The organism is uncultured Lactobacillus sp. (genome assembly GCF_944327175.1).
Taxonomy (GTDB): Bacteria; Bacillota; Bacilli; order Lactobacillales; family Lactobacillaceae; genus Lactobacillus.
Genome location: NZ_CALVGT010000024.1, coordinates 44,509 through 62,960 on the forward strand (window position 1 = coordinate 44,509; position 18,452 = coordinate 62,960).

Below are 18,452 nucleotides of genomic sequence, written 5' to 3' on the forward strand. Positions count from 1 at the left end.
TTCACAACTGCCCAATGTCATCTCGTCTTCGTTTTGACTCGCTCAGAAGATTACGCAGATAACACCGTCTAGTGCTAAGGACGATTGTTCCGTTTCGCCCGGGCTGTTTTTAGTGCTTTAATCTTAGACTTCCGTCACCAGTGACGAAGGGCTAAGATTTTTTCCTTCTTCGGCCGTTTTCTTCAGCTTTGCGTGATGCTCTGGATGAATCCCCCAATCTAATATGTTTCTTGCTGCGTTTAAATCCCTGTCTACCGTCTTCTTGCAACTTGGACACTGCCATTCTTTCTGACCAACTTTGAGATCTTTGTTGATGTATCCGCAGTCGTGGCATGCCTTGCTTGTCCAAAATGAATCCACTTTGACAAACCTTTTGTTCTGCTTCTTTACAAGCGACTCTAAAATAGTCATCAGCTCATATGGCTTGAGGACCGCCAGTCTGCGATTGATGCCTTTTCTTTGAGCAGAGCCTTTCCCACGCTTGCGCATCTCATAGGCATCCAATTTCTCAACGACGATCGTGTCGCAGTCATCGACTACTTCGTGTACCAGATGGCGGTATTCGTTGGTAAGCATGTTCGAGCGCTTTGCATTGATCTTCTGCTGTCTGCGGTCAAGCTTGCGATACAGCTTGCTTTGCCCGTGGGCATTTCCTTCCAGATCACGCGCTGACTTAATTGCATTGATCTTCTGCTCATATTCGTCAGCTCGCTTGATTGCGGCGTCTGATACCTTGATCCGCTTGCCGTCTGATGAGCAAAAAGCCTCATTGCCAGCCATGTTCCAGTCAAAGCCTTGAATAGTTTTTGACTTCTGCTTCTTGCGGGGCAGAGAAAAGGTCAGCTGCAGTCTGTAAGAACCATCTGGAAGCTTCTTTATCTTTGTCAAAGCAATGTCCTTCAAGTTTAATTCGGACAAGTCTTCAATGACTTCGACAGTACCAAAGTCGGCTACTGTTAAGAAGGTGTGGTTGTCTGTATGCTTGTCCTCAATTCTGATGCCTCCTTTAGAATCTTCTGGAAGCTTTTGTGAGGTGATGGTTCTAAAGCTTGCGCTGTTTCTCAAAAAGTTGATCGATCCCTTGCGGTACCAAGATTTGTGGAGCTGGTTCTTGTGCTTGCCGTACTTATCTTTAGTTACGTTCATCTTGAAGTTATAGCGAGCCTTCTCGTCCATGCTCTTGTCTGCTTTCACCAAGCGCTTGCGATACTGTGAGAAGTTGGTGTAGACGGTCTTGAGAAACTCATCGGCTGAATGAGACGACAAAAACAGCACTGACTTCTTCCAACGTGCCAAGCCGTACTTGTCCTTGATAAAGCCAGTTTTAATTTTGTTAAGTACGTACTGAATGGGCTTTTGGCTAAATGGCATAGGGCGTCCGATATGCTTAACGCCATAAGTCTTAAAGAGATACTTTAAAGCGTACTGAAACAAAGCATTCTGAGTTTTCAACGCTTTCTCATGCTGGATTTTTTGCTTGTCAGTCAGCAACACATGGTATTGTCTGGTAAATCCATACTTTTCTTCATTAGACACAGATGCACACCTTCTTTCGTCCTACTTTATGCTATAATTATACCACAAAGAAAGGTGGCATACACTATGATCGTCCATGAAAGAGGCTGCGTTTATAACTTCAATTTCCATCTAGTTTTCGTGACCAAGTACCGGAAAGAAGTCTTTGATAGCCCAGAAAAGGTTGAAGAAATGAAAGGGCTGCTCCAAAAAAGAGCGGATATGTCGGACATCCAGATCCAGGAAATGGAAGTAATGCCCGATCACGTTCACATGCTTATTTCATTTTCGCCAAAACAGAGGCCCGTAGACGTAGTTAAAGGGCTGAAAGGCTGGACAGCCCGGAAATGGTTCGAGCTGCACCCGGAAACTAAGCAGATGCTGTGGGGCGGCCACCTCTGGTCACCAAGCTATTTTATGAGCACCTTAGGTGACATGAGCAAAGAAGTCGTTAAAAATTACATTGCATCTCAGTACACGGCAGCCATGAAAAAACAGCAGAATGGCAAGTATGGCGAGTTGGAAAGAAAGAGAAGAAAGAGAAACTAAAAAACGCCCCAATGGGGCGTTTTTGCGTGCTTAACTCATGTCTAAAGACACGAGTTTGAGCACACCTTTTAATCAAAAAAGAGCTGCCAGGGCAGCTCTCGTAAATAATAAATTCATTTTTCGTCTATTGGTAAATCTGGGTCAGCTTGTCCTTGTTTTCATCATAGTTGATCCCGGAGAAAAGATGTTCCAGCCACTCCAGGCTCAAATTGAACCAGCGGGCCGTATGGGGGTTGCCCTGCCAGAAGATGTCTTCCGTGGACAATTCCGGGGTGGCCAAAGAGTAGCCGTGGTAGCCGATGTCAAACATGTGGGCCTCGCACTTGACTTTGTTTTTGAACAAGGCTTCTTCATAGGCCATGGCATTGGTTGGCAGGCAGATCGCGTCGTTCCAGGACTGGAAGATGAAGGTCGGCGGCGTCTTAGGAGTTACCCCCAGGGCCGTGTCGACCAGCTTTCGGTTAGGCGGCAAGGCCCCGGCTGACATAGGCCAGGGCCACCGGCTCCCCTTCCTTGACGGAGAGATGGGTGAAGGAGCCGCCCGGCACCACGATGGCTAGGGAGCGGAGCTGGTTTAAGGGGGCATGGTTACTTTTAACCGTATAGGTCTGCAGCTGGTAGGTCCGGCCGTTAAAGTTCTTGATCTCTAGTTTTTTCGTTTCTATTTTTTGCCTCACTTTGCCGGCTCATCCCCTTGGCCAGCAAAAAGGTCGCCAAAGGAACCGTCAGCAGGACACCGAGCAGAGAATACATGATGATCAGTGCTTCGTTTACAAAAAGTTTATCATTAATTACCTCACTAAAGGAATAGTGGAGGCGGTAATACCATAAAAAGAGGGACAAAAAGCTGCCAAACATCCCGTAAATGATGGTGTTCATGGCCGTGCCCAAAACGTCGTAGCCGATAGCTGCCCCGCTCTTCATCAGCTGCTCTTCCGTAATATCCGGTTTGGCCTTCTTCAGTTCCAAAATCCCCGAACTCATCGACACGGCGGCTTCCGCCACCGCCCCAAGGGCGGAGAAAATAGCCACGGTAACGGCGATCTGCCCGTAGCTGATCCCCGGCATCTGGGAGTGGCCCAGGAGGATTTCCCCGGCTTCCGGTCCCAGACCGGCAGCTTGGGCCAGGTATTGGATGCCCAAGATCAAGACGCTGACGAGGGCTAAAACGATCAAAGAGGCGTAGAATGAATTTTTGGCCACGGTATAGTCATGGGTGCCCAGGAAGATGATCGTGACCAGCTTGAGGGGCACGAAAATCGCGGTAATAATTGGAATACTCAAGCCCCAGGAGATGAGCATGGCCACCAGGACCAGCAAGAGGCTGTTGATCAAGACGCTGAAGAAGCTGCGAATCCCGGTTTCCCCGCCGATGATGGTCATCAAGATAGCTAAAACAATGATTAATGCGCCAAGGCTGCTCATTCTTGCTTACCCCCTTTCTCCGGCTTTTTTAAAAAGAGGAGGCTGCAGAGACTGGCAAAAACGATGGTCAGAACGATCCCGATCGCTGAAACTGCGCTCTGCGTCGCCCCTAAGGACATGGTGAAGTTAAAAGTCGTCGCGACAGTGTTGTTGTCCCGGAAGTACAGGATGCTTTCCGGCAGGGCTTCAGAAATGAAGATCAAGACCAAAACATTGATCAAAGGCCCCATGATCTCCTGCCCCATCGTCCGTCCGCTGGCTAAAAGCTCCTTAACGGTAATCTCGGGCTTGTGCTGGGTCAGTTCATAAAGGCTGGAAACGATGTCCGTCGCCTCGTCCATAACTGCCCCAAGTACCCCCAGCAGGGCCTGGGCCATGAAGATCCCCCGCGTGTCCTGGGTGGCGTAGTCGCCCATTTCATAGTTGAGGTAGGTCTCCCCAGTCAGTTTAATAACGGCGTAGCAGAGGGCAAAAGAGACAAAGACCCCGAGTAAGGTCGCCAGCCAGGTAACCAGCATCTTTTTGTTAACCCCCTGCACGATAGCCAGACTGAAGAAGGAGAAGACGATGTCGGCCAGGGAGAACATCCAGATGATTCCGGCCCCGTTGACCGCCACGTCCCACAGGATCAAGCAGTAAAACAAGATCCAGCTGATGGCCATGGAAACGATCAAGTGCCAGCTCCGCCGGCCAACTACGGCCACCATCAAGGACAAAGTAATGGCCAAGGTCATGACCAGGATCCAGTCTCTTTTTGGCGAAACAAGGGCCAGGCTGCCGTCAGTCACCGTGACGAAGACCCGCTCGCCGGCCCGGTACTTCTGGGTGACCAGCTGGGAAGGGTAGTAGGTGTTGACCGTTTCAAAAGTCTGCCCCTTGTACTTGCCGGTCAAGACCTGAACGTGCAAGTACTGCCGGCGCTCTTCATCCTTGTTGCCGTAAATATCAGTTTCTTTTTTCAGCAGGCGGTCCTTGATCTTCGTGTCCGTGATCACCGCCACCGGGTTCTTGTAGCCGCTCGTCTTAAAATAGGTCAGCGCGGCCAGGCCCAGACCCAGGACCAGCAGAACCAGGGCGGCCAGGAAGCGCTGCTTTTTCGTTTCCATCCTCTTTGTATTTGCCTTTCTGTTTTTTGTTTTAGTTTTCAGCACTTTTTATTTTAGTGCAAAAAAAGGACCGCTTTCGCGGTCCCCTTTGATTTTTAAGTATAATTTAGCAATTTGCGTTATTATTTGAAAATTTTCTTCCACCAGGGAGTCTTCTTGGGTGCCAGCTGCATGTCAGCCAGGGTCCGGTAGGTTGGCGCCCCCTTGGCCGCGTTTTCCTGGACCCGGCTGAGCAGTTCCCTGTGGACCTCCTCATCACTCTTGGCCATGTCAGCCACGACCTGGGCCCTTTTCTGCTCCGGGGTGACCGGCTTATCTTCCAAAAAGCCGTCATCAAAATCCGGTAGGTCCAAGACATCATCAGCTAGCTCAAGGGAATCAATCTGCTTTTCAGCAGCTTTTTCTGCCTTAGCCGCTGTCAGCCGGGACAGCTGCTCTTTCAGCTCAGCAATTTCCTGGTCCTTAGCGGCCAGGGCGGCTTCCAGCTGGTCTTCCCGGGCGGTTTTTACTGGTGCTTCTTCCTTTTCACTGGCAAAAAGTTTCCGGGCAGCCTGGTCAACCTTCTGGCCTTCCTTGACCAAGTCCTGCATTTGCTTCAGCTTGTCCAAGTCTTCCGGCCGGTAGCGGCGGGCATTCTTGACCCGGGGAAAGTAAGCGGGTGATGTGGCCTTTTCCACCGCCTGCGAATACTTGCGCAGGGTGTTTTCGCTGACCCCAAGGGCCTGAGCGGCTTCACTGGTCTTCATCTGCTCACTTATCTCACTCATGTTCTGACTTTCTTTCGCAAAAAACTAAACTTTCAAAGTACTTTTTCTTAGTCGTGCTTGTGCAGGAGGGTCTTCTTGTGGGCGTAGCGCTCTTCAGCCAGCTCGATCAAGCGGGTAATCAAGTCTGGGTAAGAAATCCCGGCTTCTTCAAACAGCTTCGGGTACATGCTGATGTTGGTAAAGCCTGGCAGGGCGTTCAATTCGTTGAAGATAACTTCCCCGTCGCTTTCTCTAAGCATGGAGTCAACCCGGGCCATGCCGCTGCATTCAGTGATCTGGTAGATCTTCAAGGCGTTTTCCCGGACCTTCTTGGCAGTTTCTTCTGGAATCTGGGCTGGGATCTGCAGGGTCGTGGTTGATTCTTCGCTGTACTTGTTTTCGTAGCTGTACCAAGTGTTGTCGGCGTTGATGATTCGGCCGACCCCGGAAACTACCGGGTGGTCATTGCCCAAAACGGCAGTTTCAACTTCAGTGCCGACGATCCCTTCTTCAACCAAAACCTTGTCATCGTACTTGAAGGCTTCAGCCAAAGCTTCAGCGTAATTGCTGTCATCGGTCACGTGGGTGATGCCGACAGACGAACCCTGGTTGGACGGCTTGACGAAGAGGTTGCTGGTGCCCAGCTGGCCGCTGACCCAGTCATAGCTGAGCTTTTGGTTCTTGGCGTCTTCGTATTCGTAGCGCTTGATGGATACCCACTTGGCTACCGGCACGCCGGCTCTTTGGGCCAGGATCTTGGTAAATTCCTTGTCCATGGTTACGGCTGCCGCCAAAACGTCAACCCCGACGAAAGGCTTGTCGATCAGGCGGAAGAGCCCCTGCAGGACCCCGTCTTCACCCAGGTTGCCGTGGACGATTGGGAAGAGCACGTCCAGTTCCGGCCGGGAAGCCAGCTCGATCAAGTTGGAAAGGTTGGCTGTCTTGTCAGCCTTTTCCACCATGTAGCCTGGCTCTTCCAGAACCTTGTATGAATCAGCTTCACTGGCCACGTAGCCGGAGTTCGTGATCCAGATCGGGTGGACGTCAAACTTGTCCTTGTCGATTGCCTTGTAGATGTTGCCGGCTGAAGTGATTGAAACTTCGTATTCGGAGGAGTTCCCACCAAAAATCAAACCAACTTGTGTTTTTTTCGTCATTGTTTCGTCTCCTTTTATCAACTCTGTATTATACCGAAAACTCGGTCTTTTGGCGCACTTTCCGGGCAAATTTTAAGCTTTTTTAGCGAAAGCGCTTAATAGCGAAAAAAGCAAAAAATCAGCTATAATATAAACTAGAAAGGGGTTGAGGAAGATGCGTCATAAACTAGTACTGCTTTTACTGCCGGCAATCTTTCTGGTAGTAGGGCCTACGGCTGTCCAGGCGGCGGAATTCACGCCACAGGAACAGGCAGAGCTGCTCCGTTTTCAAAGAGAATACCAGGCCTTGAGCAAGGCCGTCTACACCCAACAGAATATCTATGCCAGCAAGCCTTCCTTGAAGAAGAAGTTCAAGGCGGGCAGCTTAAAGTCCAGCTACATCAACGAGCAAGTCGCCTACATCAACTACTACCGTGACCTCTTCGGCTTAACCGCCGTCAAGACGACCAGCCAGGGCAACAAGAATGCCCAGATGACAGCCGCTGTCATGGCTGCCATCAATGCCAACCCGTTCGTCAACCAGCACGGGCTGCCGAATGAGAAGCGGCCAAGCTACATTTCCAAGAAGAACTGGCTTTTGGCCCAGGACGTCTCCAACTCAGCCAACCTCAATTTCAATGCCAGCCCGCAGACAGCCGGGGACGTCGTGACTGACCTTTTGACCGACCGCTACAACCTGTCAGGGTCTGACACAGGCCACCGGGCCTGGCTGCTCTCCACCCGCTTAAGCAAGATTTCAGTCGGGGCAGCTTACGGGACCAACGGCTACCGCTACTCAGTCAACCAGGTTTTAAATGTAGGCGACAGCGCGAGAACTGCCAGCCGGGAAATGGTGGCCTATCCAAACGCTGGGGTCTTCCCCCTGGAACTTTTAAATGGACAAAACATCGCCTGGTCTTTATACTTTTCAAACAAGGTCGTGACCTCAACCCCAAAGATCACCGTTACTGACGATGACACCGGCAAGACAGTCACCGCCAGCCAGGTGGCCAACTACAGCGAGTACGGCTTTGGCAACTTCCAGACCGTGATCACCTACTACCCAAGCAAGTTGCAGCTGACGGCCGGCCACAAGTACACGGTCAGAGCCGGCAACCTGGCCACTTACAGCTTCAAGCTCTTCAAGCAGAGCAGCAGCCAGACCTACTCAAGCAAGGTCTCCTCTTCCAGCACCCAGAGCAAGAACAAGGTCAGCCAGAAGGACCTGCAAAACAAGGGCCTGGCCAAGTACCTCTACAAGGTTGGCAAGAACATCTCCACCGTCAAGAGCAGGAAGATCACCAATGCCAAGGCAGTCAAGAAGACCGGCAAGACTAAGAAAACTAGCAAGGCTAAGAAGACTAGTAAGAAGTCTAGTAAGAAAACTAAGGCTAAGGCTAAGGCTAAATCGAAAAAGTCTAGTAAAAAGTCTAAGGCTAAGGCTAAATCGAAAAAGTCCAGTAAAAAGTCTAAGGCTAAGAAGACCAGTAAGAAAGCTGCCAAAAAGTCTAGTAAGAAGAAGTAAACAAGTAAGAGTATAAGTTAAAGCAAAACAGACAACTATGCACCAACACGACGAGTTAAATTGTATCAGCCACGTGCCGATTTTTAAGAGCCTCCCCCTGGACCTGCGCCAGGACTTGGTTCATATTTCGACCCACCAACATTTTTTTAAAAAAGGGAGCTTGATCCATGCCCCGGGCGACGGCCGCTTATCGGTCATCTCCCTGGATTCAGGCCGGGCCAAGGTTTACAGCCTCAGCCCCGATGGCCATGAGCAGGTCCTCAGCCTGATGCAGGAAGGTGATATCAACGGGGAAGAAAACCTCTTTGACACGGAAAACGACGACCTCTTCATCGAAGCCCTGGAAGACAGCACGGCCTGTTCCATCGACTATTCCGACTTCCAAGACCTCCTTCTCAAGTCCCCAGAGCTTTCCCTGCACCTCTTAAATGAGTTCGGCAAGCGCCTGGTCAGCGCGCAAAAGAACGCCATGCGCCGCAACAGCCTGGAAGCTGGTCCCCGCCTCTACGCCAGCTTGAAAGACTACGCTGACGAAGCCGGCTCCGACACCTTCACTCTCCCCTTGAAGAAGAAGGACCTGGCCAGCCTGCTGGGCATCACCCCTGAAACTCTCAGCCGGGAGTTCTCCAAATTAAAAAAGGATGGCTACATCGCCGCTAAAGGCAAGCAGATCACCATCCTTAAATAGCAAACTAAAAAGGCAAAGCCCAACGGCTTTGCCTTTTTGCTATCTTGAAGTCGCCTGCCATGGAATGGCGCTGACAACGTATAAAATGACGCCGGCGATCACGAAGTCCAGGAAGACTCCGCTGGCAATTTCCAGCCAGTAGCCCAGGTCCGCCACGGTAATGACCGAAGTGTCCATAAAGATCGGCAGCATGGCCAAGAGCCCGTAGACCAGGATGAACCAAAAGGCGGTCCACATCAGCCCGGCTGTCATGTCATGAATCACTGCCTGCTTGGTGTGGCTGGCAAAAGCCTCCCGCAAAATCGAGACTACGGCCACCAGGCAGAGCAGGATCACCAGCAGGTTGACGATCCGGATGATCGTGATCAAGTTGGCTTCTAACATGACCGTGGCCAGGTCAAAGGCGTTGCTGACGATGTAGACTGAAGAATTGCTCTGCTTTTTCAGTTTCTTGCGGATGGCGGTCACCTGGTCGGTGTCCGTCTGCTCCTTCTTCAAGATCACGGCCTTGATGTCTTTGGCCAGGTCCAGATTGCTGGTATGGATAAAGTGCCAGCCGTACTTGTAGTCAATGATCAAGTCGGCAACTTCCCTGGCCTGGTCATCAGAGATCAGGTTCTTTTCATCGCTGGACCCGTTGACGATCGTGGCCAGGCGGTTGAAGTGGCTGTTGACCTGCTGGCTGACCACGACCGTGTTGCTGTCGGTCTTGATGGTCTCCTTCATAAAAGCGGGATTCAGAAAAGTTCCCGTGGCCAGCAGCAAGCTGAGCAATAAGAAAGCTATAAAGGCCAAGGGACGCTTGTATTCTAACGCGTTGTCCACGATTTCATAGTTGTTCCTTCGTCTGTGCGTTCCGGAACTTTCTGCCATGCGCTTGCTCCTAACTGTAAATTACCTTGCCTTCGTCAAACATGGTGTCGATCGCGTGGTGGACCTCACCGATGTTGCTGTCGTCAATAATCCCGTGGCCTTCTTCCAGCACGGCGTTGATTTCTTCCGGGTCCGCGTGCAAAAAGCTGTACATCAGGGAACTGGTTGAGTAGTCCGCCATTTGTTCGGCGTTAAGGCCGTGCTTTTCCCGGTCACGATACAAACGGCCAACCCCCGTAACGATAAAGGCAATCCCGGTCCGGATTTCCTGGTAGTTGCTGTATTCGGAAAAAGCATGGTGGGACTTCATCCATTCGTTCAGCATCCGGCTCCAGTTGTCCAAAGAAGTCTGGTCAGTAAAGGCCTCTGTAATTACCCGGTCCAGGCCCTTGTCCGTCATCCCCAAAGTCACGATCGTGTAGATCAAAGCGTCCACCCGGGTGAAGGGGTTCTTCTTTGGCGCGTGATAGTTTACTTCTACCTGGTCCCACATGGTATTGAACAGATTTCTGACAATGTCAGTCATCAGTCTTGCCTTGTGAGGGTAGTAAGACTGCAGCAGAGACTTGGAAATTCCTGAGTTCTCCGCGATCATCTGCAAGGAAACATGATCAAAGCCATTGGCTCTGATCAAGCGGAAGGTGTTGTCCAAGATCTCCCGCCGTCTCTGCATGTTCTTTCTTCTTGCCATCGATCATCTCATCCTCTCTGTAAAAGTTAATAAAATTATAACAAGATTTCCTTGCCCAATCACTGCAATAACGCTTGATTTTACCCAAATCTGTTATTTTTCTTGTTTAATTAAGTCACATTCCAAAAATAAGCAATAGAAATAATATAAGCAAAAAGGGAGACCGCTAGCGGTCTCCCTGTTGATCGCGCCTTAGTCTTTGGTGAAGCGGTTTTGTTCATCAAAAATGTCGTGAATTGAGCGATCGTTGTAAATATGGTCAATCCCCTTGGCCAGCAGGCGGTCAACTGAGATCCGGACCATCCGGTCAGGATACTTCTCATGCTTAACGGTATCCGTAACCACGATTTGTTCCAGCGGCAAGCCATTCAAGATCTTGATCGCGTCTTGTGAAAGCAAGGCGTGGGTCGCAGCCGCGTAAACCTTGGTCGCGCCGGCAGCGAAGACTGACCGGGTTGATGAAGCCAGGCGGGTGCCAGTGTCGATCAAGTCGTCAACGATGATGCACTTCTTGCCCTTAACGTCACCGATCATGTCGTGGACGCTGTCGTCGTAGCGGGCCCCGCGCTGGTCAACGATGGCGATCGGCGCGTTGAAGTACTGGCCGAAGACCCGGGCCAGCTTGGTGCCGCTGTGGTCTGGTGAAACAACGACCACGTCGTCGTCATCCTTGGCCGCGATCCCGTTGTCCAGGAAGTATTGAGCCAAAAGCGGCATCGCGTGCAGGTGATCAACCGGCACGTTGTAGAAGCCCTGGATTTGGGAAGCGTGCAAGTCGATGGTCAATACCCGGTCGATCCCGGTCAGCTGGAGCAGGTTGGCAATCAGCTTGGCCGTGATTGGTTCCCGGGACCGGGTCTTGGTATCGGAACGAGAGTAGGCCAGGTACGGGATCACGCAGTTGACCGTGTGGGCTGAAGCCCGGTGGAGGGCATCCAGGACAATTTCCAGTTCCATGAAGTTTTCATTGACCGGATCTTGAATTGACTGGATGACGAAGACGTCACAGCCCCGGACACTTTCCGCGATGTTGACCTGGATTTCACCGTCGCTGAAGTGGTGAACCGTCGTTTCGATCAAAGGAACGCCCAGCGTGCTGGCTACCTTTTCGTTCAATTGCGGATTGCCGCCGAGCCCGATCACCTTCATCGGGTTGAGCAACTTATGAATTTCTTCTTTTGTAATTGATGTCATCATGAGCCCCTTAGAAACACTCTCATTAACAGAATCTATTGTATCTACAGTAACATTATAGCAAAGGTTCGGCTTTGATCGGCCTTTTTCTCTTTATTCCTTGTAAAAATCTTTGATCAAGTCCAAAATCTTCAAGCTGCCTACCACGTAGGAATCGTGGGTCTGCCGCGGCATCAAGGCCAGACGGCCATTTGGAATCAAACTGCTGTACCAGCGGACATGTTCGACTTTGACCCAGTCATTTTCCCCAACCACGCAGAGAACAGGAATCTTGATCTGCTCCAGGCTTTCCGGCTCCATGTAGGATTCGGTAAGTTCTACCCGGCTGTCGCGGTCAAAGCGGAGAAAGCGCCGGACCCCTTCAGTCAAGTAGTGGTACTTGTGGATCCCCCGGCCGTCGATAAAGACCCCGGCCACGATTGCCTTGCCTAAAATATCGGGCTGCTGGCTGGCCAGCATCAAGGTCACCAGACCGCCGGAATCATAGCCAAAGACGTATGGTTTCTCCAGGCCCAGCTCCTTGATAAAGACGGCCAAATCTTCCACTTCAGTCTGGTAGTGCTCAGCCCCGTCACCGCCGCTTAAGCCGTGCCCCCTCATGTCCAGGGTGTAGACCGTGTAGTACAGTGACAAAGGCGCGATCACCTTGCTGTACATTCCACCGTCCAAGTGGTGGCCGTGCAGCAGGATCAAGGGCTTGCCCTGACCGAGCTTTTGGTAGTAAAGATCGACTCCATTAACTTTGATGATCATCTTTGATCCTTTCCCTTACATAACTGCCTTGGTATTCCTGGGTTTGCGGCCGCTTGCTGAGCAGCTTCTGCCACAAGTGGGAAAAAATGCTCTTGTAAATCGAAATATTGGCTCCCACGATGCTCCAAAAGTGGTCCCAGCTGACCGTGTGCACCGCGCTGTCGGCTCTTTGCCAGTAGTGGTAGAGCGGCACGGAGCTGTAGTAGCAGCCCTCCGTCTGCATCAGATAGTCAATATTGAAAACCTGGTCTTCCATCAAGTCCAGGTCCTCGTTAAAGCGCAGGTGCAGGCGGCGGACCAGCTGGGTCTTGTAGCACTTGTTCCAGGTGTAGCCCTTAACTGGCGAGTGGGCACTGCCTAAAACCTTTAAAACAGCCTCAATCCGGGTCAACTCGCCTTCGACTGGCTTAGTAATCGGCACGGACGGCTTCCCTGCCTGGTCGACATAATAACCGCAGGTTACCATGTCATCGTCCGGGTGGCGGTCAAAAGCCTTGATAAAGTAATCCGTGTAGTCTGGCTCAACCCAGTCGTCTCCATCGTGAAAAATAAAATACGGCGTGTCAACCATATCCAGGCCTAAGTTCCGGGCGGCGGCCACCCCTTCATTGGTCTTGCTGACCAGGTCGAAAGCCTGGAAGCGGTCCTGGTAGCTGGCCGCGATTTCCGCGGTTGAGTCAGTCGAGCCGTCATCAATAACCAGCAGCTTGAACTGCTGGTTATTCTGCTCAAGCAAGTAATCCAAGGCCCGGGCCAGGTATTTCTCTTGGTTGTAAACAGTCATGATGACCGTCAGCTTCAAGTCGGCATTTGCTCGCAAAGCCGCATCCCCCTCTCCAAATCTATCCTTTACATTATATCATCTTCCTCAAAAGTCTGCCCCTGGCCGGCAACCTGCTTAAATTTTTGCTAAGAGAGATATCCCTAAAACAAACTCTAGTATAATTGGAGGTGGAGCATGAAAACAGAAAGCAAGGAGACTTATAAAAATGAACATAAGAATCAAGAAAATCATCACGGCCTGCGCCCTCTTTTTGGGCCTGGGCCTAGTAGCCGGCAGGGTCTCTGCCGCTGAAGACACCACCCCGGTCATTACCCTGGGGACGTCATTAACTGCCAGCCAAAAACAGGGCACCCTGGACGTTTTAAAGGGGGCGCTTAGCGACTCCAGCAGCTACAACACCTTAACGGTAACGGGCAGCGACCTGGTTACCTACTTGAACCCGTCTGGCAGCACCTTTACCTCCTCTTCCGGGGTCTGGTCCAGTGCCGCCATTGAAAAAACCAGCTCCGGCAGCGGGATCAATGTCCGCATCCTTAACTACAAGGGGCAAAACAACATCACGACCATTACCGCCAACCAGTACAGAAACGCGGCGGTAACGGCCGGGATCACTGACGCCAACATCTACGTCACTTCCGCCATCCCGATCGACGGTTCCGGCGCCCTGGCCGGGATTTACAAGGCCTACGCCAAGAGTGGGGAGAAGCTGAACCAGAAGCAAATCACCGCGGCCCAGGACGAATTGAACACCCTGAGCGGGATCACCAAGGAAAACAAGGGCAAGGACGGCTACTCCGACGCCCAGCTGAACAATGCCGTGGCCGGGGCCAAGAAGGAAATGTCCCAAAAAGGCCCCAGCATCACTAAGAACCAGATCATCACGATCGTCAACAATCAGATCGAAAATAACAATCTGACCAATGTGATCAGCAATGAGCAGAAGCAGCAGATCGTCAACATCCTGGTTGAAATCCGCGACTCCGGCGCCCTCAACTCCTCTTCTTTCAAGCAGCAGGCCAGCCAGGCCATGAGCGCCATCCAGAAGAGCGCCAAGGGGATCTTTGCCAAGCTGAACACCAGCGAAAACCGCAACGCCCTGCAGAAGCTCTGGGACGCCATCGTTAACTTCTTTACCAGCCTCTTCTCTAGTTTTAGCAAGTAAAACATGACCCTGATTATTCAACCGGGGTCATTAAGTTAAGGGATTGACATTAAGAAAGAACTGTATTATCCAAAATTTGGGTAGTACAGTTCTTTTGACTTTTGTAGGATTCGGAATAAAAATAAACGCGGAAGTGCTGGATGGCTAAAGAAGGATTATGAGGAGTTTGTCGTGCGCGGAAATAAAAAACTTGTTCAAGAATTATACCCAAACGGTGTGATATTGAACAAGTTTTTATTTAGAACCACTTTATGGTCAATGGCAATCACTTAATGACATTGTTATTCAACCGGGGAATTTTTTCGTCCTGGCTTAATGTGTAAAGTTGAACTGTTTCGTCAACAAGCAAAATTCTGCCCCGTAGTTTACGTAACCAAGCCGTAAATCGCAAAATCCAGCCCCGTAGTCTACGTAGCCAAACCGTAAATCGCAAAATTCTGCCCCATAGTTTACGTAACCAAACCGTAAATCGCAAAATCCGGCCCTGTAGTTTACGTAACCAAACCGTAAATCGCAAAATCCGGCCCCGTAGTTTACGTAGCCAAACCGTAAATTGTGAAATCTGGCCCCGTAGTTTACGTAGCCAAACCATAATAGTTGCTGTTTGCATCTGCTGGTCTTTTGTGCATTAAGTCATCACAGATTTTTTCTATTTCTACATCTGATCCATGTACTTGTTGAGCAGGCCGTCGACAAAGTTGTTGCCGGCACTGTTGGCGTGCCCCTTGACCCATTCAAATTCCGGCTGGGCAAAATTGGCCATTTCCTTGGCAATCTCCTGCCAGAGCTGGCGGTTGGCAACGGGTGACCCGTCCGCCTTCTTCCAGCCCCGTCTCTGCCAGCCCTTGATCCAGGCCGGCCCCTGGTCGTTGTCGCTGACGGCCTTTATGACGTATTGGGAGTCTAAAGAGAACAAGAGGGGCTGGTCATTTAAGCCCAGTTCTTCCAGCTTCTTCAGGCTTTCCAAAAAAGCAGTCATTTCCATTTCGTTGTTGGTGGCCCCAAAACGGCCGCCGCTGGCGGACAGCTTCTGGCCACTGTATTCGATCAAATAAGCCCAGGCCGCCTTGTCGTCTGCCTGCACGTGCCCACCCTTGTGGGTCCCGTTGTTCCGGCAGCCCCCATCGGTAAAAATATGGGCGGCGTACTTCGAACTTGCCGCAAATTCTTTTTTGCTTCCGCCCTGTCTGACCTTGGCGATCGCGGCCTGCAGCTTGTCCTCTGCGCCCTGCAAGGCCTTGAGGGCGTCTTCCGGGTCCAGCTGCTGGTAGTCCAGGGCCTCCATTATATTGCTAAAGGACTTGTATTCTGCCCCGGGAAAGCCTTTAACCTGCGCTTCGGCTTCAGGCCAGCTGTGGTAGATTCCTGGTCGGTAGCCTTTTTTAACAACATAAACTTTCATCTGCTCCCTCTCTTTTGCTAAAATGGTATGATGTTTACAAAGCAATTGTATCAGAGAAAGGAGGGGCGACTGTGCTCTTTTTTAATTCTAAAAAGTATGCTGAAGAAACTGAAAAAAAGCGCGGCAAAAATCCCGACCCCCGGGACCACTCCCTGGCCATGATGTTCTTCTTGGGCATCCTGGCAAGCTTTCCGCCTTTCCGGCTCTTTCTGAAGCTGTGGGGCAAGCGGGTCAGCGACCTGGCTGAAAACCAGGCCAGCGGCTCTGACCAGGTCCCGATCATCTACGTCCACGGCTTCCGCGGCGGGGACTACACCACCAAAGTAATGGTCGAAGACGCCCTCAAGCAAAAAGGGGACTACCGCTTTTTGAAGGTCGAGGCTGACTTGACCGGCCGGATCAAGCTGACCGGCTGCTATACCGGCGACAAGCAGCCCATCATCCAATTAGCCTTTAAGGACCGGATCGCCGGTTACCAGGCTATCAACTACTATCTCAGCTTCATCCTGCCTTTTCTGAGCAAAAAATACGGCTTTACCCGCTACAGCGCCGTGGCCCACTCCCTGGGCTCGCCCTGCGTGGTCGCTACGGAAATGCGCTATGCCAAGCGGAAAAACTTCCCCCACCTGGCCAGCTGCGCTTTGATCGCCGGCCCCTTCAACGGAGTCATGTACCTGGGCGACATCCCCAATGTCAACCGTCTGACGGAAAGTGGCCGGCCCAGCATGATGACCCCGCACTATTCCTACATGCTCCGCCACCGGCGGGACTTCAGCCCCAGCATCCGGGTTTTGAACATCTACGGCAACGTCCTGGACGCGACCAATTCCGACCGCTTCATCTCCGTGGTTTCCGCCAAAAGCATCCGCTATATCCTGGCCTCGGACGCGGTCTACTACCAGGAAGTCGAGGTCCGCGGCGAAAATGCCGAGCACTCGCAGATGCATGACGAGCCCTTCGTCATCGGCATCCTGGACCGTTTTTTAGGCTTAGACAAAATCAAGAAAGGACTTTAAAGTGACTGCCATCTCTTGGATCGATATTTGGCACATCATCTTCTTCGCCAACGCCATCCTGGCCCTCTGGACCGTCTTCCACAGAAAGCGGTCTGTGGCCACCTCCTGGGCCTGGCTGATCGTCTTGATCATCCTGCCCGTGCTTGGCTTCATCATCTATGGCTTCGTCGGCCGGGGGATTTCCCAGGAAAACCTTTTTGCCATCAACCGGCAAAAGCACATTGGCCTCTCCAACGTGCAAAAAATGATCACCGAGGCCCCGGCGAAAATTGACCAAAGCGACACTTCTCCCAGCGCCCACATTTTGATCAAGTACCTGGACAAGGACCAGGAGTCGCCGATTACCAAAAACAACAAGCTTAAACTTTACACTGACGGGCATGCCAAGTTCCGGGACCTTTTCGCCGACATCCGCCAGGCCAAGTCCAGCATCAACGTTGAATACTACACCATCTATAACGACGCCATCGGCAACGAATTCCTCAAGCTTTTGATCCAAAAAGCCAAGCAGGGAGTCCAGGTCCGGGTCCTCTACGATGCCTGGGGGTCATTCGGGGCCTCCAAGAGCTGGTTCAACCAGCTGACTGAAGCCGGCGGGGACGTTTTGCCCTTCATCACCTCGAGAAACATGATTTCCCGGAACCGGATCAACTACCACCTTCACCGGAAGATCGTGGTTATCGACGGGGTTACCTCCTGGACCGGGGGCTTCAATGTCGGCGACCAGTACCTGGGCAGGAAGAAAAAATTCGGCTACTGGCGGGACACCCACCTCCGCCTGGTCGGGTCAGCCTCCCTGCTTTTGCAGGAAAGATTCGTGATGGACTGGAACGCTTCCGCCGTCAAGGAAGAAGAGCTGATCAGCTTTGACGAAAAGCTCTTCCCTGACCTGGATGAAAATAACATCTCTAAAGGTGACATGGCCGTCCAGGTTGTTTCTGACGGCCCCGACAACGACGAGCCTTACATGCGAAACGGCCTGGTCCGCTTGATGATGCTGGCCAGAAAGCGGGTCTGGATCCAGACTCCTTACTTGATTCCGGATGAGGCCATGATTGCCGCCTGGCAGATCCTGGCCAGCTCAGGGGTTGACCTGCGGATCATGATCCCCTGCATGCCGGACCACCCATTCATCTACCGGGCAACCCAGTGGTACGCCAATCAGCTGGTCAAGATCGGGGTCAAGGTCTACACCTACAACAACGGCTTCATGCACGCCAAGACCATCATCATCGACGACAAGTACGCGACTGTCGGCAGCGTCAACCAGGACTACCGCTCTTATGACTTGAACTTTGAAGACAATGTCTTCGTTTACGACCGGGTCTTTAACAAGGAGATGTCCGGCCAGTTTGAAAAGGACATGGAGCAGTCAACCCTTCTCACGCCGGAGATGATCAAGAAGCAGTCCCGCTGGCTGCGGGCCTTGCAGAACTTCTCCCGCCTCTTATCCCCGATTTTGTAAAAAAGAGTAAGAAAACAAGAGAGAATAAAACAAGAAAACAGTAAGCACCCAATAGCGCGGTATCTATCAACCCCCAGTCAATAGTCATATACTGTTCTTAACAATTGAATACGGAGGAACATGATATTATGACTGAACATCCAATCGTACCGCTCGAGCTGCCGAAGGGCAAACTCAGACCTAGGAATAAGCTTCCAAAGAACAGGCTCGTTCTCAATCTGAAGTCCAATGGAGTTGAGCTGTCATTTTACAGTGATGCCACTAGCGAGCTTATGCTCGAAGTCGTAGACAGGGTCTTTAGCCATGATTAATCTGGCTGAGTTAGGTCGAGTGTTCATTGTTTGTGGTAAGACCGATATGCGTCGGGGAATCGATTCGCTTGCTTACATAGTTAAGAAGAGCTTCAATCTCGATCCCTTCTC

The 18,452-nt window shown here is 51.4% G+C and carries 19 protein-coding genes and 1 pseudogene; 8 read left to right on the forward strand and 12 right to left on the reverse strand.

The window, feature by feature from the left end; genetic code table 11:
• Positions 1-123: 123 nt before the first annotated feature.
• On the reverse strand, positions 124-1,536 hold the full coding sequence (locus Q0J41_RS03675) for a transposase (RefSeq protein ID WP_296226280.1): 1,413 nt from the start codon (positions 1,534-1,536) through the stop codon (positions 124-126).
• 66 nt (positions 1,537-1,602) lie between these two features.
• Between Q0J41_RS03675 and tnpA the strand changes: the two genes are divergently transcribed.
• Positions 1,603-2,064 (forward strand): IS200/IS605 family transposase, encoded by a 462-nt coding sequence (gene tnpA / locus Q0J41_RS03680; protein ID WP_003611707.1) that lies wholly within the window; start codon positions 1,603-1,605, stop codon positions 2,062-2,064.
• 124 nt (positions 2,065-2,188) lie between these two features.
• Here the strand turns inward: tnpA and Q0J41_RS03685 are convergent.
• The 5 genes and pseudogenes from Q0J41_RS03685 to Q0J41_RS03705 all read right to left on the reverse strand — a co-directional run bounded on the left by Q0J41_RS03685 (position 2,189) and on the right by Q0J41_RS03705 (position 6,498).
• A pseudogene (locus Q0J41_RS03685) lies at positions 2,189-2,729 on the reverse strand (hypothetical protein).
• Positions 2,695-3,489 carry a YibE/F family protein gene (locus Q0J41_RS03690; RefSeq protein ID WP_296226289.1) on the reverse strand — a complete coding sequence of 265 codons (795 nt, stop codon included), beginning with the start codon at positions 3,487-3,489 and terminating at the stop codon, positions 2,695-2,697. Before Q0J41_RS03690 ends, Q0J41_RS03685 begins: the two are co-directional and overlap by 35 nt.
• On the reverse strand, positions 3,486-4,595 hold the full coding sequence (locus Q0J41_RS03695) for a YibE/F family protein (RefSeq protein ID WP_296226292.1): 1,110 nt from the start codon (positions 4,593-4,595) through the stop codon (positions 3,486-3,488). Before Q0J41_RS03695 ends, Q0J41_RS03690 begins: the two co-directional genes overlap by 4 nt.
• A gap of 122 nt (positions 4,596-4,717) precedes the next feature.
• Positions 4,718-5,362: a MerR family transcriptional regulator gene (locus tag Q0J41_RS03700; protein WP_296226294.1), complete on the reverse strand. Its 645-nt coding sequence runs from the start codon at positions 5,360-5,362 to the stop codon at positions 4,718-4,720.
• Positions 5,363-5,409: 47 nt separating this feature from the next.
• On the reverse strand, positions 5,410-6,498 hold the full coding sequence (locus Q0J41_RS03705; RefSeq protein ID WP_296226296.1) for a D-alanine--D-alanine ligase family protein: 1,089 nt from the start codon (positions 6,496-6,498) through the stop codon (positions 5,410-5,412).
• Between the two features lie 154 nt (positions 6,499-6,652).
• Here Q0J41_RS03705 and Q0J41_RS03710 point away from each other — a divergent pair, with 154 nt between their 5' ends.
• The gene (locus Q0J41_RS03710) at positions 6,653-8,002 is read left to right on the forward strand and encodes a CAP domain-containing protein (protein WP_296226298.1); all 1,350 of its coding nucleotides are present in this window, start codon (positions 6,653-6,655) and stop codon (positions 8,000-8,002) included.
• Between the two features lie 37 nt (positions 8,003-8,039).
• Positions 8,040-8,690, forward strand: a complete 651-nt coding sequence (locus tag Q0J41_RS03715) for a Crp/Fnr family transcriptional regulator (protein ID WP_296226300.1) — start codon at positions 8,040-8,042, stop codon at positions 8,688-8,690.
• A gap of 39 nt (positions 8,691-8,729) precedes the next feature.
• Here the strand turns inward: Q0J41_RS03715 and Q0J41_RS03720 are convergent, their stop codons facing one another.
• The 5 genes from Q0J41_RS03720 to Q0J41_RS03740 form a co-directional block, all read right to left on the reverse strand.
• On the reverse strand, positions 8,730-9,563 hold the full coding sequence (locus Q0J41_RS03720; protein WP_296226303.1) for a hypothetical protein: 834 nt from the start codon (positions 9,561-9,563) through the stop codon (positions 8,730-8,732).
• Between the two features lie 10 nt (positions 9,564-9,573).
• Entirely contained in the window at positions 9,574-10,254 is a 681-nt protein-coding gene (locus tag Q0J41_RS03725) for a TetR/AcrR family transcriptional regulator (protein WP_296226305.1), read from the reverse strand.
• A gap of 192 nt (positions 10,255-10,446) precedes the next feature.
• Positions 10,447-11,448 (reverse strand): ribose-phosphate diphosphokinase, encoded by a 1,002-nt coding sequence (locus Q0J41_RS03730; RefSeq protein ID WP_296226307.1) that lies wholly within the window; start codon positions 11,446-11,448, stop codon positions 10,447-10,449.
• A gap of 93 nt (positions 11,449-11,541) precedes the next feature.
• On the reverse strand, positions 11,542-12,201 hold the full coding sequence (locus Q0J41_RS03735) for an alpha/beta hydrolase (RefSeq protein WP_296226309.1): 660 nt from the start codon (positions 12,199-12,201) through the stop codon (positions 11,542-11,544).
• A complete protein-coding gene (locus Q0J41_RS03740; RefSeq protein WP_296226310.1) occupies positions 12,185-13,021 on the reverse strand; it encodes a glycosyltransferase family A protein in 837 nt (278 codons plus the stop codon). Before Q0J41_RS03740 ends, Q0J41_RS03735 begins: the two co-directional genes overlap by 17 nt.
• Positions 13,022-13,190: 169 nt before the next feature.
• On the opposite strand from Q0J41_RS03740, the gene Q0J41_RS03745 reads away from it, so the two are divergent.
• On the forward strand, positions 13,191-14,147 hold the full coding sequence (locus Q0J41_RS03745; RefSeq protein ID WP_296226312.1) for a DUF1002 domain-containing protein: 957 nt from the start codon (positions 13,191-13,193) through the stop codon (positions 14,145-14,147).
• Between the two features lie 655 nt (positions 14,148-14,802).
• Here the strand turns inward: Q0J41_RS03745 and Q0J41_RS03750 are convergent.
• A complete protein-coding gene (locus Q0J41_RS03750) occupies positions 14,803-15,549 on the reverse strand; it encodes a ribonuclease H family protein (RefSeq protein WP_296226314.1) in 747 nt (248 codons plus the stop codon).
• A gap of 71 nt (positions 15,550-15,620) precedes the next feature.
• On the opposite strand from Q0J41_RS03750, the gene Q0J41_RS03755 reads away from it, so the two are divergent.
• The 4 genes from Q0J41_RS03755 to tnpB form a co-directional block, all read left to right on the forward strand.
• Entirely contained in the window at positions 15,621-16,565 is a 945-nt protein-coding gene (locus Q0J41_RS03755) for an alpha/beta hydrolase (protein ID WP_296226316.1), read from the forward strand.
• Between the two features lies 1 nt (position 16,566).
• A complete protein-coding gene (gene cls / locus Q0J41_RS03760) occupies positions 16,567-18,030 on the forward strand; it encodes a cardiolipin synthase (RefSeq protein WP_296226319.1) in 1,464 nt (487 codons plus the stop codon).
• 128 nt (positions 18,031-18,158) lie between these two features.
• Positions 18,159-18,341 (forward strand): hypothetical protein, encoded by a 183-nt coding sequence (locus Q0J41_RS03765; protein WP_043921291.1) that lies wholly within the window; start codon positions 18,159-18,161, stop codon positions 18,339-18,341.
• The coding region (gene tnpB, locus Q0J41_RS03770) for an IS66 family insertion sequence element accessory protein TnpB (RefSeq protein ID WP_296226325.1) at positions 18,334-18,452 on the forward strand (119 nt) is incomplete at its 3' end. The genes Q0J41_RS03765 and tnpB, both read left to right, overlap by 8 nt.